The organism is Nostoc sp. (assembly GCF_036917355.1).
GTDB lineage: Bacteria > Cyanobacteriota > Cyanobacteriia > Cyanobacteriales > Nostocaceae > Nostoc.
The window spans coordinates 25,022-43,005 of sequence record NZ_JBALDP010000085.1; the positions used below are offsets into that span (position 1 = coordinate 25,022).

Below are 17,984 nucleotides of genomic sequence, written 5' to 3' on the forward strand. Positions count from 1 at the left end.
AAGCAAATAGTAGCATAATTGATGTATGTAATTGCAAGAATTGACTATAAAGATCGATATTTTATGGTAAGTAGGGGATATTTAAAGTACTTGAAGTTGCAGATTTATTAGCCTTAGCCAGGAGTGCCAAAATCGCGTAGGCATAGCCTTTGGTACATTACCATAAATTAATTAAGTATATTTAACCATCAAGTAACTGACGTGCATAAGCGATCGCCTCTGCTGGTGTTGAAAGTTTCCCCTCAGCTTGTGCTACACCAATTTCAGTCAGCAGTTGGCCGATAATTGGCGAAGCTGGAATATCTAATGCTACAATCAACTCCTTCCCACTTACTAGGGGAGTGGGATGAGCGATCGCATCGTTAGGGTTGAGGTAGCGGTCGATCAAAGGTGCTAAGGCTTGGTAGCTCATTGCTTTAGTTTTCACTGCTGTGTGTAGTGGCTTGTCACCAGATATTGCCTCTACCAAATTATTAATTGCTACAGCTAGCACTGCCGTAGCGGGGAACACAATATCTGCGTTATGAAACAAAAAGTATTGTTCTCGTAATGACATATCAACTACTTGAAATTGCGGTAACAATTTCAGAGCAGTAGTTACACCTCGGATTTCGGCACGACTATAAGTTAGTTCCTGTAGCTCTATTTCTACTAATTCTGGATCTGGGTTGACAAGACAAGCAAGTTTGGCAATACCTAGCCAAGTAGTTTTAATACTATCGCGGACATATTCTTGCAGTTGCGATCCTAGTTGTTGCCACGTTTCTGTAAGTAAGGCGGCGGCTGTGTCAACTGCTGCTAGTTTGAGCAAGCTTTCACGGGTGGCATTTTTGAAGAAAGGGGCAAGTAAACCATCTTCCCAAGCTGTTGCGATCCAAGGAGTACCCTGAGAATTTGCCAGTAGATAGCCAATTTCTACCCTAACTCTTTCGGCTGCAACTTTGCTGATATGCGATGCCAAAGAACGAATTGCGGCTTGGGTAGCTGGCTCAATAGTAAATCCTAGTTGGGCGGCTTGGCGATAACCTCGCATTAACCGCAAAGGGTCATCTTCTAGGTTCGCGGGTGACACCATTCGCAAAATGCCCTGTTGTAAGTCTACATAACCTTGTAGAGGATCGATAATTTCTTGCGTATGGGGATTATAGGCGATCGCATTTACTGTAAAGTCCCGTCTGTGCAAATCAACTTCTAAACTATCTCCTTCCTGTTGGGCAAAATCAGCCGTGGCGTTGGGAAAAACCACACGCGCAATTTGTCGTTTTGCATCGAGTAACACAAAACCAGCTTTGTAATGATGAGCGATCGCTCTTGCTACCTTTACCGCCTTGGATGGTATAACAAAATCTAGATCCAGATATTCGCGAGTTCTGCCCAGGATCGCATCTCGGACAGCGCCACCTACCATATAAGCGGGTTGTGGCAAGAATTCCAAACTAAAAGGCCAATTTTCGGGAGCTAGGGTAGAAGGAATTGATTCGTGCATTGTAATAAAAATCAACCCAGTAACTCATGAATAACAGTTGGGCTTACGTTAGATTAACAATAAAGGCCCCTGGAGTTGGTTCTATTATGTGTATTTGCGTGAATTGCCACTATGTAGACAGCTGTGTTACCTATCATGCCGTAGAAGGGCAGCACCAACAGCCTCACTTGACTGAAACACCAGATTTTGATCCCAATGAACCTTCTATCAATGTCAACATTCGGACTAAAGATGATGTGATTGAAATGGAATGGGATGTTGTTGGTTGTCTGAGCTTCAAGCGAGAAATGGGTAAGTGGTCGAAATTGCGTCCTGGTGAATTAGTGCCGACTTGAAACGTCAAAAGTAGTATGTTATGTTTGTGCCCATTAATAACAGAACGTTGACAATTCAATCCCAAGTTTGCTATTGAAAGCAAAAGTATTTATTTTGACTTTACACACGTAAGTTTTTCGCGGGGGTATAGCGATCGCTAAAACCATTTTTCCTTCGTTAAACCCCACGAAATGCTTGCGGTGCAAGGAATTTGAGGAGCGTAGACTTTTATATTAACTTATTGCGAATAATTTAGGCTTACTGACAGATAAATTAGACCCAACACTAAAATGACCACTTCAAAATCATTCATAGTAAGGGTTCTAGAAGGGTAGAGTTTTTTAATTGCTTTCCCTTGTGAGAATGGAAACAAAGTGAAAATTCAGAACTATCATGTGCTTGAATAGATATATAAAGTCAACTATAGAAAAATCAATAAATATTTTAATTAATTTTGACCACAGAACTAAAATCTCTAACAACCACAAAATACGCTCTTTCCCTACACACCACCACTCCCGAATTAGGACTAGCAATTAGTAATTTTGCAGACGATACTCGCTCTCAAATTTGGAATTTGGGACGTGATTTATCTAGCTTAGTACATCAATATTTAATTGAATTTATCAAACCGCAAACTTGGACAGATTTGTCTTTTATTGCAGTTGCAAAAGGCCCTGGCGGCTTTACGGGAACTCGGATTGGTGTTGTTACTGCTCGGACTTTGGGACAACAGTTAGATATCCCTGTATTTGCGATTTCAACTTTGGCTGCGGTAGCTTGGTCAGAAGTAGGTAAAAGTCAAAATTTAAAAACTTTTGCTGTGGAAATGCCAGCACAACGAGGTCAAATTTTTGCTGCTATTTATCAGTTTGAGTCAGATACTTCTAAACTAAAAGTGTGTTTGTCAGATAGAGTGTTGACACCAGAAGTGTGGCAGAAAACTTTAGCGAATTGGAACACTAATTATCAGCTGATTCAAGCTAAATCTGGTCTAGCAGCGACAGTGACAAGTATTTTGGAACTAGCTAATCTCGATTGGCAAGAGGGCAAATTTCCTAATTGGTCAGAGGCTTTACCATATTATGGGCAACATCCAGTACAGGATACATAATGTTTGTAAACTAGTTATTTAATGACTAATTTACTGATTTTGAGCATGGTTTGAGCATTATGACTAACAGCGGTAAAACACTCAACAATAAAGCTAAGAAGGGTCAAGTAACAGTCAGATATAGTTACCACATGGTTATCAACATATTTTAAACCTCAAAAAATAATTTATCTAGCAATTGACCGCACAAATTGGGGTTGTATAAATCTATTCATGGTTAGTGTAATTTGGGATAAAAGAAGCTTCCCAATATATTTTTATGGCTCATTGTTGAGAATTAGTCATAGAATTAATACGATTGAATCCTAATAAGCGAAAGTGTTATCAACAAGGACAGAGAGCTATGAATCTTATTTTATCTTCATCCTAGCTATTTTTGTCGCCCCATCAGTGGTAGAACACCATCTCTAAGAAAAGCCCCGGCGATTGAAATCGCGGCTATACAGACAAAACCCACCTCCGTGGGTTTAAAAGCGTTGATTTTGTATTAGTCCACGGAGATGGACTTTGCTTGTGTAGCCGCGACTTCCAGTCGCCCAATCCTTTAAAACTCCACTTCTAAAGGAAAAATTGCGGTGAAAGTAGAACCAACGCCTACCTGTGAGGCTAGGTTAATTTGACCTTGCAATAGTTTTACTAAACGCGAGACGATCGCTAACCCCAATCCTGTACTATCAGGAAGATAGGGGCGATCGCTAGAACTCACGCGAAAGTAGGGTTCAAATATCTGGGCTTGGTTTTCGGGTGCAATGCCAACTCCAGTGTCAGAAACTGCGATAGCCCATCTCTGATTCTCCAACACCTGACACATGATAATAATAGTCCCCGACTCTGTATAACGAATCGCATTACTAATAAGATTTGTAATAATCTGTTGCAACTGAAAAGAATCTGTAATTAATTTTTCAGGGATGCGATCGCAATCGACTAGGATTTGTAAATTTTTTCCCGCAGCTAAAGGTTCCAACATTTGACAGACATTATCGATTAATTCCCGCACGTCGGTAGGCGCTAATTGGATTTTTATCTGTCCTGCCTCATAGCGCGAAAGTTCTAGTACATCATTGATTAAATGGAGTAACTGTCTACCATTACGTAGTACCCGCTCAATATGTTCTAAATTAGTATAGTTGTCTTTTATATCAGCCTTTCGTCGTTGTTGGCGTAAAAACAGATCCGAATAACCAATAATAGAAGTTAGAGGATGTTTTAATTCGTGGGCTAGTTGGGAAAGATACTCTTGATTGGCGCTAATTAACCGCGTGAGCTCCTCATTATGGAGCATTAGTGATGCTTGCAACTGCTGTAATTCCCGCAAGCGTTCCTCAACATAACTCTTGAAACATCGAGCGATCGCTTCGTCTAGGATAGCGTCAATCAAACGCATAGAACGAATTATCTCTACAGCTGTCCCCTCCAATAAATCTGCTTGTAGAGCATCAAATATTATTGTTCGCAGCAGATGATATTCTCTGGCGATTTCTGCTGGATCAAAGCCTTGTTCGGCTCGAATAGCTCCATGCTGAAAACTGGCTGTAACTATTGACTGAATATCATTATCCTGAAATGTTGAAAGCACCGTCACCATAGCTTTCAAAACATCAGGGACGTGATCCTTTACTGCTGTATAAGATAAGTCATCAGCACTTTCAATCCGTCTATCCTTGCGAACCGCTAAAATCCATTTATCGACGATGGTATCCGTTTTCTCAGCCAGTACTTGACTAAAATCCATTATGTTAAATTCAGCTAGGAGATAGATGAGTAAACTTCCATATCCAATTAGTTTAGCGAGTGCGGTGGTGTTTTACCAAATTTAACAATTTAGTTCACCTACCAAAAGGAATAGATTATACATGTTATTTTGTTTGCTGATTAAGTAGTCTGTATATAAAATTTTATCGGTATATTCTGTTTTGTATTAAAAAATATTAATCAAGCACGTAACATTTTTAATACTTTGCTTGACTATATTGTTTAGCTGTCTGTGCAAGGAGTTCACTCACAACACAACTAAAAATACGAGTATTATTTATTGCTCGCTAGTACTTGTTAACACTTAATTTAGGTATTAAAATAAACAATATTCGTCATAAGATAGATGGCTTTTACTGAGGATCGATGTTATATTGTGCATAATTTAGTATCCATTAGAGTAAGTCAGCCTAATTCAGCGTGTCACAGTGCATAACGCTGGAGCGGAGGAACCAAATTGTGGGGCGTATCTCATAGAAAGTCAGGAGTTGGGAGTGAGGAGTTGGTTTACTAAATACTTAACTCATAACTCATAATTCATAACCCCTAAACCATAACTTTCTTCAGAAGGGCATCTCTCAGCCCTAGCCCGTCAGCTAACTTCGTAGGCATTGAGAGGAGACTGAAGAGACGGCATTATTTATAATGTTCCGATCTCATCGGTGTCCAAGGCTGGTACTGCTCGGATTTTTTGTACCTGCACTTAAATCTGTTGAGGTCGTAAATGATATTTCAACTTAATTTGGCAGCGATCGCGGCGATCGCTGGACAAGCTGCTTGGAAAAAGGCAAAACCTGTCGTCGTTAGAGATGTTTTCTTTCTACCTGTGTTGGGGTTCTTGGGAATAATTGTGCTGTGGTGGATTGTTGCACTTGCAAACCATGAATTGATGCCCACTCCACCAGAAGCGCTAATCGCTAATCTAGACTACATCTTAAATCCTTTCTATCAGCGAGGCCCAGGCAACTTAGGAATTGGTTGGCTGTTGATCGCAAGTCTGCGCCGGGTATTAATAGGCTTTTTGTTGGGTGCGGTAGTAGCGATTCCTTTGGGGTTTCTAATTGGCATGTCCAGACCGGCAATGTTAGCGCTTAATCCGATCGTGCAAATTTTTAAACCTGTATCGCCCCTAGCTTGGCTACCCATCGCCTTAGCAATTTTCAACTTAGCAGATCCTTCAGCTATTTTTGTCATCTTTATTACCTCCTTATGGCCAACAATTATTAACACCGCCTTAGGAGTTTCTAGCGTTCCCCAAGATTATTTAGATGTGGCACGAGTTATAGAAATGCCACGTTGGCGACGGATTACAAAAATAATTTGGCCTGCAAGCTTGCCATATATTTTTACAGGTTTACGAATTAGCTTAGGGATAGCTTGGCTAGTAATTGTTGCCGTAGAAATGCTTACAGGCGGTATTGGCATCGGCTTTTTTGTTTGGGATGAATGGAGTCGGTTAAATTTGAGTTCAGTCTTTTTAGCTGTGTTCATAATTGGCTTAACTGGATTAATTCTGGATTACGCCGTGGGTAAAATTCAAGAATTAGTAACCCACCGACCTAAAACTTCCAACTAACAAAATATCGGCTGCGATCAAAACAGCAGAGACTCTGCGCCTGGAGCGCGAGCAATTAATCACCAATGGAGCTACAAGAATGGGTGATATTAACTGGACTCGACGAGATATTATTAAGGGAATAGGAGCAACAACGGCGGGAATGGCGCTGTCCTCCTGTGGGATTTCAGGAGATAGATCGGCCAAAGGACTAACTGAAGAAGCCTTAGCTGTGCAACCAGTAGTTAAAAGCGGCGACTTAGAAAAAGCCGATCTTACAGTTGGTTACGTTCCCGTTAATGATTGTGCGCCATTTGCGATCGCCTGGAAAAAAGGCTTCTTTCGCAAGTATGGTTTGAACGTTACACTCAACCGCGAAGCCAGTTGGGCCACCTCCCGTGACGGTGTAATTTTTGGTCGCTTGGATGCTTCACCCGTGGTATCTGGTGCAGTTACTAATGCCAGAATTGGTGCCGAAGGCGCACGCCATGCCCCCTTGTGTGCAGCCATGACCATACACCGTCACGGTAACGCCATGACAATGAACAAAGCCATGTGGGATTTTGGGCTGCGTCCGTGGTACGAGTATCAAGAAAAATATGGTGATGGTGCTTTAGAAGCCTTTGGGCGCGATTTCCGAGGTTACTTTGACAACCAACCGCCAGAAAACAGAGTTTGGGCAGTTGTTCTAAGTTCCTCCATTTACGAATACTTTATCCGTTACTTATCCGCCGCCGCTGGTGTCGATCCGCTTAAAGAGTTTCGCGTCATCATCGTTCCGCCACCCCAAATGGTAACAAACGTGCGGATTGGTGCCATGCAAGCTTACATGGTTGCAGAACCTTGGAACACAAGGGCAATAACAGGTAACGAAAACATCGGCTTTACCTTCGCACAAGGTAAAGAAGTCTGGCTAGGACACCCAGATCGTTTGTTGGGAGTGATGGAATCTTTTATTGAGAAATATCCCAAAACCTATCGTTCTCTAGTCAAGGCGATGATTGAAGCCTGTCAGTATTGCAGCAAAGCAGAAAATCGCCAAGAAGTAGCCGAACTGATTACAGACCGTTCTTTTACAGGTGCTAGACCCAAAAAGAAAGGTGCGCCAATTGCAAAGTTTACAAGTCCGGCAATTCTCGGCAATTACAACTATGGCGGCTTTGACGGCAAAGATCGCACCATTAAAGCTGCTGACACCACGATTTTCTTCGATATTCCTGACAACCTTCCCAAACAGCCAGGAGAACACTCGACATTCTTATGGAGATCGAGAAGTATCTGGTTGATGACACAAGCAGCACGATGGGGACAAATTAAGGAATTCCCCAAAAATGCAGAGAAGCTAGCCGGACAAGGCTGGAGAACAGATTTATATCGGGAGATAGCATCTGAAATGGGCATCCAATGTCCCAAGGATGATTACAAGGTCGAACCACCAGAGGTATTTATAGATAAGAAAGGCTTCGACCCCAGCGATCCGGTGGGTTATCTGAATAGTTTTGCCATCAGGGCTAACGCTCCCACTCGTTTTTTCATGTCTTAAATCCCAAGTTTAAATATTGATTGACTAAATTCTTCCCGGAGCCTTTGATGATGGAATATACCTCATTACCTGTTAATACCCAGACCGAAGTTCTGCCTCGCGCTGGATTTTTAGAAATTGAAAATTTAGTCAAGTCTTATCCGACACCTGATAAAGATAACTTTGTCGTTTTAGATGGAGTGAATCTAACGATTGGTGAAGATGAATATATTTCTGTAATTGGTCACTCAGGTTGTGGAAAATCAACTCTCATAAAGATAGTCGCTGGTTTAGAAAAAGCTACTTCCGGCTCAGTCAGGCTAGATGGGAAAGAAATTCGTCAGCCGGGAGCCGAAAGGATGATGGTATTTCAGAACTATTCACTGTTACCTTGGTTAACAGTACGAGAAAATATCCGTTTAGCCGTAGATGAAGTGTTAAAAAATGCTAATCGCTCTGAAAAAATTAGCATTGTAAATCAACACTTGGCAATGGTAAACTTGACGGCGGCGGCTGACAAATATCCCGATGAAATTTCTGGAGGTATGAAACAAAGAGTAGGTATTGCTAGAGCCTTAGCAATTCGTCCCAAAATGTTGCTGATGGATGAACCTTTTGGGGCACTAGATGCACTAACTCGTGGTAAATTACAGCGGCAGGTATTGGATATTTGGGAAAATAATCGTCAAGCAGTGATGATGATTACCCACGATGTAGACGAAGCAATTTATATGTCCGATCGCATCGTTTTGATGACCAATGGTCCAGCGGCTAATATCGGCGAGATTTTAGAAGTTCCTTTTGAGCATCCACGCGATCGCGCCGCCATGCGAAACTCAAAAGAGTATTTTGAACTCCGCAACCACGCCTTAAATTTCCTGGATCGATATTTTGCCCAAGACGAGTAAATTAGATTATCATTTTTTTAGTGGGTAGCCTAATTCAAATTCATGAAAGCTGGATTTGGAACGGAGGAACCAATGTTTGGGGCTAATCTTGCAGAGAGCAGCAATTTAAGAGTAAAAAGTTTTAACTCAGCACGGGCTAAACGCCCCGCTTACGCTAACAGCACTCCTAAGAGAGAGACACCTTCCAGTCTTAGCCCGTCAGCTAACTCCGTAGGCAATGGAAGGAACCCCCAAGACTTTGGCTGTAATACAGTTATTATTGGGGTTTCCTTGACTGATTTAAGATTTGAAATTTTGGTTATCGTCACTCAATCTAAAATCCAAAATCCTTTGACTGAGCGACTTGTGCCGAGCGTCTTGCCCTGAGCGCAGTCGTTGGCGCAGCCTCTCGTAGAGAAGGGAGCCGAGGTAAGCCGAAATCCAAAATCTAAAATTGGTCGCCCTGCTTCTCATTGCTAATTCATTTCATTAGGAGAAGTAAAGCTGTGCAAATTAAGCCAATGCTAGCACGTCTGCAAAGTGCCACAGGCCGAGATGACTTAATTGAACAAATGGTACTGTTGCCAGAACCAAACAAGCCTTTTTCTAAAAAACCTCAAAAGGCGAAAGCAGTTAATCTAATTGTTGCTTATGACGCATCTCCCAACAGTCATACGGCATTAGATATTGCCTTTTGGATTGCCCATCAAACGCGTTTGGCCACCAATACAGAAGTTACAGTTCAAGCCGTTTATGTAGTAGAAGATAATCAAAGGAATCAGTATCCAAATATCTTAAGCTTTCCCCAACAACAATCGTCCTTAGAATGTGAAGTCAGTGAAGTATCAAAGTCTGTCACACAGGTATTAACTCAACCTAAATTACAGACGTTAATAACTCCCCTACAACAAGCAGATATAATTCTCTGGCAAGCCCGAAGTCTGGCTGAAGAATGGCAGGGTTGTTTTAAATCTCATTTACGGTTTGGCTCCATTTCTACAGAACTTAACAAAGTTGTTGAATCAGAAAGTGCCGATATTCTATTTTTAGGTTGCAATTCTGTCAATCATCCAATGATTGAAGCTCTAGGTTCTAATTTTCCTTGTGCCGTTTTAGGTATTCCCAGTTGTATTGATGAATAATCGCTGTTTAAAATTTCAGTAATTTTTATCAAATTGTGGTCAGAAAAAAGTCACCTATAACTAGGTGACTTTTTTCGCTAGGAAGTAAACAATTCAACTTTGGGAGATTAAAGTGTGGAAAACTGGCAAGCAATCCTCAGTATAGTTACATTTATTGGTGTTATTGTCTTAGTCATGACGGAATGGGTACATCTCACCATTGCGGCATTACTGGGAGCATTGTTATTAGTTTTTAGCAACGTCATGACTTTACAAGAAGCTGTTGGTTACATCGGCAACAGTCATGGAACACTCGGTTTATTCTTTGGAGTTATGGTGTTAGTACGGGCTTTTGAACCTACCAAGATATTTGATTATTTAGCTACTCAAATAGTACTCATAGCTAGAGGACAAGGCAAACGTCTACTACTTGGTATTGTGGCTATTGTGACACCCATCTGTGCAGTCTTACCAAATGCCACAACAGTCATGTTGTTAGCACCTTTAATTCCACCAATAGCGCAGGAAGTTGGGATAAATTTCGTACCATTGTTGATTTTAATGGTATTTGTTGCTAATAGTGCTGGATTGCTAACTTTAGTTGGAGATCCCGCGACATTTATTGTTGGTGATGCTGTGAATATCAGCTTTACAGATTATTTATTGGAATTAAGTTTAGGAGGAGTAATTGCCATTGCCATAGTGATTACAACACTACCATTTTTATTCCGTAAAATTTGGAATACACAGTTAGATAATCTTGAAGAACTGCCACACCCACAAATAAATCATCCACGAGCTTTAAGCCTTGGTGCAGTTATTGTATTTTTCGTTCTGATATTTTTTGTGATTGGAGAATCTTTACCTATTCCCATCTCGCCTGCTGCCGCAGCTTTATTAGGAGCAGCTTTAGCTTTGCTTTTATCTCACCATAGCAATATAGATTCAGTTAACAACATTTTACGAGATGTAGACTGGAGTACATTGATATTTTTTATGAGCATTTTTGTGCTAATTGGGGGGCTAGAAAAAACAGGTGTAATTAATGGTTTATCAGGCATATTAGCAGCAATTTTAGGAAAAAATATTATGCTAGGTTCCCTAGTTTTATTATTTTTTGTGGGTCTATTGTCCAGCGTAGTGCCAAATATTCCTTTAGTGGTAGGGATGGTGCCTTTACTCAAACAATACATTGTTACTGTCGGATTAGCACCCGCCGAAGTTCTTGCACAAGATTTTCAAGGACAGTTTCCGCCAGAAGTATTACCACTGTTTTATGCAATGATGTTTGGTGCAACTTTGGGAGGTAATGGCACACTTGTGGGTGCATCATCTAACATCGTAGCCGCCGGAATTTCTGAGCAGCATGGACGGCGCATCTCGTTTAAAACTTTTCTACAATACGGTATTCCGGTGATGCTATTACAACTAGTAGCTTCGGCTTTGTACATATTGGTTCGCTTTTTGCTCTAAGTCTAATTTATGTCGATCGGAAAGTACCACGAGACACAAGGTGTCCAATATCAATCCCAGGTTAAAAACGTGGGTTTCCTTCTGCTTTCTACCTCCTGCTTTAAATTTTCCTTCATATTACCACTTGTCATGCTGAGAAATAAGTTAGTGTGGCATCTGGAAAAATATTATTTAGGATTTCATTTTACAAATAATATAAATATAGTTCAAATAAAGTTACATCATTAAACAAGCAATTAATAATTAAAAATGAGCGGTATATAATTAATCTTATGTGCCAATTAAATTATTTTTTTCATCAATAGACAGTAAAAGTTATATCTTCCGCTGTATAGAGCTTTCAGCCCTTGGAGAGATGCTTTAAATAGCTAAATTCTACGATTCTGATCTAAAGAGTTAGGTATTGCCAATAGGTACAAACATAATAAATACTAAGAGTTGCTTTCTCAAGAAATTCTTAATTCCCCCCAAATTTAAACTTAGTAGGTAGAAGGAAATCCAATGTTCCAAAGTACGGAAATCATGGTGGGACTCTATAAACCACTATTGTGGTTAGCACAGGTTCCAGTAGAACCCTCAAACGTCACGCCAGAACAGGCATCAGTTCTCATTTCTGGGCCGCGCTTTTTTGTGGCTTTAATCTCCGGCGTGATTCTTGCCTTTGCTTTCCAATTAGTTCTAACTAATCTCTCCCTTGCAGCCGGTATTTCCTACCTGGGGCACTCATCTGATTCGGATTCAGATAATGGGGAAGTTGGAAGTTTGGGCGGCAGCATTCGCAAAATCGGCACAGCAGTAGGGATTTGGACATTATTTACTGTGACTGTCGCCTTATTAATCGCTTCTTATCTAGCAGTAAAATTGAGCCTTGTGATCTCAGACCGAGGATTGGGAGCAATTCTCGGTTTGGTGATTTGGGGTGCTTATTTTTTGCTCCTAGTTTGGGTAAGTTCCACCACCGTAGGCTCCCTAATTGGCTCAGTTGTCAATACGGCAACATCTGGCTTTCAGGCAATTATGGGAACTGCTACCGCCGCACTAGGTGCGAAAGCTGTGAATAGCCAAGTGGTAGCCACAGCTGAAGCCGCCGCCGCCGCTGTCCGTCGAGAACTAGGAAGTGCCATCGACCCCGTAAGTATCCGAGAAAACATTGAAGATTACTTAGAAAAGATCCGTCCTCCAGAACTCGATGTATCGAAGATTCGGAGTGATTTTGAAAATTTACTCAACGATCCGCAATTAAAAGCGATCGCAGGGACTCCAGATATTCGCAACATCGACCGCCAAAAGTTTATTGAGTTAGTCAGCAGCCGCACCGATCTTTCCAAGAAAGATGTTACCCGCATTGCTGATACCTTGTATAAAGTTTGGCAGCAAGTGGTAAGTCAGCAACCACCCACCGAAGACCGTTTGGGTGAGTTGATGGATTATCTGAAATCACTCCCACCAGGACAAAGCAAAACAGACGAACTCAACGCCAAGCTAGATCGGTTACTAGCAGAAAAGCGTGGTTCCAAAGAATCTGACCAAAAAGCTGCTACCGGGCCAATTCAAGGTACACTCCAGCAAGGATTATCTGCCTTAACCGGCATTGTGTTGGGACGCACAGATTTGTCTGATTTGGATGTGGAAAAAATCTTGGGTAGTCTTACTAGCGCTAAAGATAAAGTCACAGAACAAGCAGATAAGTTAGGCTTGCCAACACCATCACAACCCTATAGCCCAATTCGAGCTGATGTCGAAAACTACCTGTACAATACTTATGCTTGGCAACTGAGTCCAGAAAGAATTGCTCAGGAATTTCATGATGTCATCTACGATCCAGCAGCTGACCCTGGAATCGTCCGTAGGGAACTAGAACGACTATCCCGCAATGATTTCGTCAAAATTCTGCAACAACGAGGATTGCTGACTCAAGGTCAAATTCAGCGCATTGCAAATCAGCTAGAAACTGTCCGCCAAGAAGTGCTAGTAACAGTGAGAGCTATTGAAGAAAGAGATATAGTCCGAGACTTGCAACGCGCAGTAGAAAGTTATCTACTCGTTACTCCGAAGGCAGATTTGACAAGCGAAGGCATTGAGCAGAATTTTAAACCACTGTTGGAAGACTCAGAAGCAGATTATGAAACCCTGACATTGCGACTAGCACACCTTGACCGCCAAGAAATTCGGCAGATATTGTTACAACGTAATGATGTCCAGTTATATGAAGTAGATAGCATTGTCGATGAGTTGGAAAAACAACGCGATCGCGTCTTGGTAGAATCCAAAGGATTGGCAGAACAGGCACAGTATCAAGCAGAAACCCTGTGGCTGAATGTAGAATCATATCTGCGTAACACAGGCAAATCAGAACTGAATCCTGATGGCATCCGCGCCGACTTCAAAAAGCTACTAGAAGATCCCCAAGCTGGAATTAGCTCAATTCGGGCGCGCTTGTCTCGCTTTGACCGCGATACCTTAGTGCAATTGTTGAGTCAACGGGAAGACTTGAGTGAAGATCAAGTTAATCAAATCATCAATGCTACTGAAGAGTCGTGGTACAGTATTCGCCACACACCTCAAGCTGTGGTCGATAAAGCTAAAGAGCAATACGACTCTGTGACGACAACGATCGCAGATTATCTACGGAATACTGGCAAACAAGAACTGAATCCAGAAGGTATTCAGCGAGATTTGACTAGATTGTTTGAAAATCCCAAAGAGGGAGCCGTCGCACTGCGCCGTCGGTTGTCGCAGGTAGACCGGGATACACTGGTGAAATTGCTCAGTCAACGCCAAGACTTGAGTGAAGAACAAGTCAATGAAATCATTGATTCCACCCAAACTTCGATTCGTAACTTTGTGCGTGCGCCTCGTCGCCTAGCGAGCCGTACACAACAAAGAGCAGAAACATTCAAAGCTTATCTAGAAGAGTATCTGCGCCAAACTGGTAAAGAAGAACTCAATCCTGAAGGTATCAAACGCGACTTGCAATTATTGTTGCACGATCCGCGAGTTGGAGTGGAAAGTTTTGGCGATCGCCTTTCCCAGTTTGACCGTGATACTATCATTGCTCTGCTGAAAATTCGAGAAGATATTTCTGATGAAGAAGCAGCACGGATTGCCGATAATATGGTGTCCGTAAGGGATCAATTTGTCGAACAAGTACGCAGCATTCAACGGGGCATTCAAGATGCAATTGATGGGGTTTTCGCCCGCATTCGTAACTATCTCAACTCCCTGGATCGCCCAGAACTTAACTATGATAGTATTAAGCGCGATATTCGCACAGTTTTTGACGATCCCCAGGCGGGTTTTGATGCCCTGCGCGATCGCTTGTCCTCCTTTGACCGCGATACCCTAGTGGCAATTATGAGTTCTCGTGAGGACATCTCCGAAGAAGATGCCAACCGAATCATCGACCAAATTGAACGGGCGCGCAACACAGTATTGCAACGTGCAGAACGCATACAGCACGAAGCCCAACGCCGCCTAGAACAGGTAAAACATCAAGCACAGCGGCAAGCAGAAGAAACCCGCAAAGCCGCAGCTACAGCAGCGTGGTGGCTGTTTGCCACAGCATTCGTCTCCGCCATTTTCTCTGCATTAGGAGGAGCGATCGCTGTAGTTTAACAAGTTGTCTCCGCTAACTTTTCAGCCTCCCATTATGGGAGGCTTTTCTATTTTAAGTGCGTTGAGAAGAAATAAAAATTATGTCTTTCAATATAGTCATATATGAATATCCTTTACTGCTCTAATCTCAGCAATTAGATGGGTGAAAATAGAATTGGTTTAATGTTTTAATTTTATTAAATAACTTGCAATTTAATCTCAGCCTATTATCAATAAATTACTCTGTAATTTTTGCAAGTTAATAATTTTACCTAAGTAGCAATTTCAAACAATGGAAAACACGTTAGTTGATAAAACCTTCCGTGACAGCAGTGGCAAAATTGTTTTGGCTCAAATGCCAAATCCACCACTTATTCTTTGGATAGTAGCTAGTTTACTCACTCTAGTTTTTACAAGTGGTAAAATCAATACAGTGTTAGATTTTGTGGCAAATGGCGCATTGTTTACTTGGGCGTGGATGGAGCTATTTCAAGGCGTTAATTATTTTCGCAGAGCGCTAGGTCTTGCCGTATTGATTGGAATGATCGCATACAGAATCCTGTAAATATACATAATTAAGTAAAAAATAATACTAAAGGAGTAATTCTAAACTCCTTTTTTTTGTCTAAAGTTTAAAATGTGAATAAAGTCATACTGACATTATGACTTTATTACACTGTGTTTTCTTATTCAGCATTTTAAACTGAGAGCAATACAGCAAATCAATTAAGTCGTGTAACAAACAGAACTTACTGTAAAGTTAATGAGTAAGAATATCTGTTCGCGAATTATTGATAAATGCTGTATAAAACTCAAGCAAATTAATTGATGGAGATTTGAATATGAAACGTATTTTATTAGGTACATTACTTGCTCTCCCATTTGCAATTTCCTCCTTACCGTCACAAGCATCAGCAGCAGAAATCATTGTCAGACCCAATGTTCATAGAGCTGCTATTGTGCGTAAACCTGTTGTCGTCCGATATCAACGGAAGTTAATTCCTGCACATTGGGAAACAGTACGACGCGGTAACAGGTGGGTCAAAGTTAGAGTTCCTGCTCGTTATGTAAATGTCAGAGTTTAATATCTAAATAGAGGCTAACAACTAAAGTTGTTAGCCTCTATTAGTTAAAATTTTGTTGCTGAATAAGACTTAGAAGTAAATACAAGTAGCTGACATAAGTCAATTTAATCAACATGAATATATATCAAAATTCTCAGTTTTTTAAAAAACTTTTGATATTTATACTAGGAATTAGTTTAGTAACAGCCTGTGATTCCATTCAGGCTGACGAAAAACATATAACTAAAGAAAAAATCTTGATTGGTGATAATTATGGAGAATTATACGATCAAGGTAAATTACGTACTTACTATTTTTACACTCCAAAATCTTATAGCCTAGACCGTCCGATACCATTAGTTTTAGTGTTTCATGGAGATGATGGTAATGGTCGGTCTATCAGTAACGTGACTCACTTCAATAAATTAGCAGAGCAAAAAGGATTTATTGTAGTTTATCCAGATGGAATTGACCAAAAATGGAGTCTTAGAGGTAACGCTCAAGGAAAGGTAGATGATGTTTTATTTGTCAGTGCTTTGATTAATCATCTTCAGCAGCAACTTAATATTGATAGTCATAAAGTTTATGCTACCGGTTTTTCTAGAGGTGGCATACTTACCCAAGCACTAGCTTGTAAGTTACCTGATAAAATTGCTGGCTTTGCATCAGTAGCTGGTTCGCTCCCAGTTAGACTCAAACCTAGTTGCCAGCCTCAAACTCCCATATCGATGTTAACGATCAACGGTACAAACGATCGCGATGTCCTTTATGAAGGTGATGACCACACTCAACGAGGAGCGCTGGTTTCGATCTCAGACATGGTAGAGTTTTGGCGATCGCACGATCGATGTACTTTATCAAATGAATCTTTGAATTTTTCTGAAGATAAAGTGAAAACCGCTATCTACACGGGTTGTAGTGGCAACTCCGAAGTCTGGCAGCTAGCGGTAGTAAACGGTGGACATTTCTGGCCTGGTGGTTCTTCAACTGACGAGAACCTAAACAAATTCAACGCCAAGCTGGGGCTGAACGCCAGTGAAACAATTTGGGACTTTTTTCAGCGTCACAGTTCATGAGTAGCTAATTTTTTAAACACCATTTTCTTTAAACCATGCCAAGAGGCGTTTCCAACCATCCTGAGCTTCTTGCTCGCGGTAGGAGGGGCGATAATCGGCAAAAAATGCGTGGGGTGCATTGGGATAGACAATAATTTTAGATTTGCTGCTGCTGGACTTTAAGCGATCGCGCATCTGCTCTACTGTATCAAGAGTAATACCTGTATCCTTGCCACCATAGAGTCCGAGAATCGGGACTGTCAGTTTTGATGCAATATCGACGGGATACTTGGGCTGAAGTTCGGTAGCATCGCCCACAAGTTTCCCATACCAAGCTACACCTGCCTTCACCTGGGGATTATGTGCTGCATATAACCAGGTAATACGACCGCCCCAACAGAAGCCTGTAATTCCCAATTTCTCGCCATTGCCCTTAGCTGACTTCTTTGCCCACTCTACCGTCGCATCAAGATCGGATAACACTTGGGCATCTGGTACTTTGGCGACAATTGGACGAATTTCGTCTATATTGTTTAACTTCGAGACATCGCCTTGACGCACAAATAATTCGGGTGCGATCGCTAAATATCCCAACCGAGCAAAGCGACGAGTGATATCCTGGATATGCTCGTGTACACCAAAGATTTCCTGGATTACCAGAACAATTGGGAAATTATCACCAGTAGCTGGTGCTGCTCTATAGGCAGGAATTTCGCCATCTTTGACAGGAATTTTCACTGCACCAGTTACTAACCCCTTGGCATCAGTAGTGATGACTCCGGCAGAAATGGGTTGTACTGCGAGGGCAAAACCTGTCGCCACTGTCGCTGTTGCAATAAATTTGCGGCGCGTTATTTCTTTCATCATCTCTACGTTGAATTACTAAGTTCCCTTATATTTAGGTTACTGTATGGTCAAATAGCGCGGAGAGGTAGGTGTACAAATTTCACAACCTAAAAAAAGTGCTTCTATCTCAACACCAGCAAGCGTTTCACCCCACTTATTGTCCAAATTCATCCGCGCAATCCCTGAAATGCTTACAA

General features: G+C 41.4%; 14 protein-coding genes and 2 riboswitches. Of the genes, 11 read left to right on the top strand and 3 right to left on the bottom strand.

Features of this window, described 5'->3' with window-relative positions; translation table 11 throughout:
• Positions 1-181 precede the first annotated feature (181 nt).
• Entirely contained in the window at positions 182-1,486 is a 1,305-nt protein-coding gene (locus V7K53_RS27060) for a CCA tRNA nucleotidyltransferase (RefSeq protein WP_335200587.1), read from the bottom strand.
• Positions 1,487-1,572: 86 nt separating this feature from the next.
• On the opposite strand from V7K53_RS27060, the gene V7K53_RS27065 reads away from it, so the two are divergent.
• Both V7K53_RS27065 and tsaB read left to right on the top strand, forming a co-directional pair.
• Positions 1,573-1,821, top strand: a complete 249-nt coding sequence (locus V7K53_RS27065) for a Ycf34 family protein (RefSeq protein WP_335200588.1) — start codon at positions 1,573-1,575, stop codon at positions 1,819-1,821.
• Between the two features lie 434 nt (positions 1,822-2,255).
• Entirely contained in the window at positions 2,256-2,915 is a 660-nt protein-coding gene (gene tsaB / locus V7K53_RS27070; RefSeq protein ID WP_335200589.1) for a tRNA (adenosine(37)-N6)-threonylcarbamoyltransferase complex dimerization subunit type 1 TsaB, read from the top strand.
• A 544-nt stretch (positions 2,916-3,459) separates the two neighbouring features.
• On the opposite strand, the gene V7K53_RS27075 is transcribed toward tsaB, so the two are convergent.
• Positions 3,460-4,650 (bottom strand): sensor histidine kinase, encoded by a 1,191-nt coding sequence (locus V7K53_RS27075; RefSeq protein WP_335200590.1) that lies wholly within the window; start codon positions 4,648-4,650, stop codon positions 3,460-3,462.
• Positions 4,651-5,067: 417 nt separating this feature from the next.
• Positions 5,068-5,296, top strand: a riboswitch (cyclic di-AMP (ydaO/yuaA leader).
• 98 nt (positions 5,297-5,394) lie between these two features.
• On the opposite strand from V7K53_RS27075, the gene ntrB reads away from it, so the two are divergent.
• The 9 genes from ntrB (at position 5,395) to V7K53_RS27120 (ending at position 16,962) form a co-directional block, all read left to right on the top strand.
• Positions 5,395-6,246, top strand: coding sequence for a nitrate ABC transporter permease (ntrB, locus tag V7K53_RS27080; protein ID WP_335200591.1), 852 nt, complete (start codon positions 5,395-5,397; stop codon positions 6,244-6,246).
• Positions 6,247-6,325: 79 nt separating this feature from the next.
• Positions 6,326-7,768: an ABC transporter substrate-binding protein gene (locus V7K53_RS27085; protein WP_335200592.1), complete on the top strand. Its 1,443-nt coding sequence runs from the start codon at positions 6,326-6,328 to the stop codon at positions 7,766-7,768.
• Between the two features lie 50 nt (positions 7,769-7,818).
• The gene (locus V7K53_RS27090; protein WP_335200613.1) at positions 7,819-8,655 is read left to right on the top strand and encodes an ABC transporter ATP-binding protein; all 837 of its coding nucleotides are present in this window, start codon (positions 7,819-7,821) and stop codon (positions 8,653-8,655) included.
• 16 nt (positions 8,656-8,671) lie between these two features.
• A riboswitch (cyclic di-AMP (ydaO/yuaA leader) is annotated at positions 8,672-8,887 on the top strand.
• 268 nt (positions 8,888-9,155) lie between these two features.
• Positions 9,156-9,776 (top strand): universal stress protein, encoded by a 621-nt coding sequence (locus V7K53_RS27095; RefSeq protein WP_335200614.1) that lies wholly within the window; start codon positions 9,156-9,158, stop codon positions 9,774-9,776.
• 114 nt (positions 9,777-9,890) lie between these two features.
• Positions 9,891-11,228, top strand: a complete 1,338-nt coding sequence (locus V7K53_RS27100) for an SLC13 family permease (protein WP_335200593.1) — start codon at positions 9,891-9,893, stop codon at positions 11,226-11,228.
• A gap of 501 nt (positions 11,229-11,729) precedes the next feature.
• Complete coding sequence (locus tag V7K53_RS27105) at positions 11,730-14,843, top strand: MFS transporter (RefSeq protein WP_335200594.1); 3,114 nt, start codon at positions 11,730-11,732, stop codon at positions 14,841-14,843.
• Positions 14,844-15,114: 271 nt separating this feature from the next.
• Positions 15,115-15,387, top strand: coding sequence for a hypothetical protein (locus V7K53_RS27110; RefSeq protein ID WP_335200595.1), 273 nt, complete (start codon positions 15,115-15,117; stop codon positions 15,385-15,387).
• A gap of 277 nt (positions 15,388-15,664) precedes the next feature.
• Positions 15,665-15,907, top strand: a complete 243-nt coding sequence (locus tag V7K53_RS27115; RefSeq protein WP_094350423.1) for a hypothetical protein — start codon at positions 15,665-15,667, stop codon at positions 15,905-15,907.
• 113 nt (positions 15,908-16,020) lie between these two features.
• Positions 16,021-16,962, top strand: a complete 942-nt coding sequence (locus tag V7K53_RS27120) for an extracellular catalytic domain type 1 short-chain-length polyhydroxyalkanoate depolymerase (protein WP_335200596.1) — start codon at positions 16,021-16,023, stop codon at positions 16,960-16,962.
• A 12-nt stretch (positions 16,963-16,974) separates the two neighbouring features.
• Here the strand turns inward: V7K53_RS27120 and V7K53_RS27125 are convergent, their stop codons facing one another.
• A complete protein-coding gene (locus V7K53_RS27125; RefSeq protein WP_335200615.1) occupies positions 16,975-17,805 on the bottom strand; it encodes a dienelactone hydrolase family protein in 831 nt (276 codons plus the stop codon).
• Between the last annotated feature and the right edge of the window lie 179 nt (positions 17,806-17,984).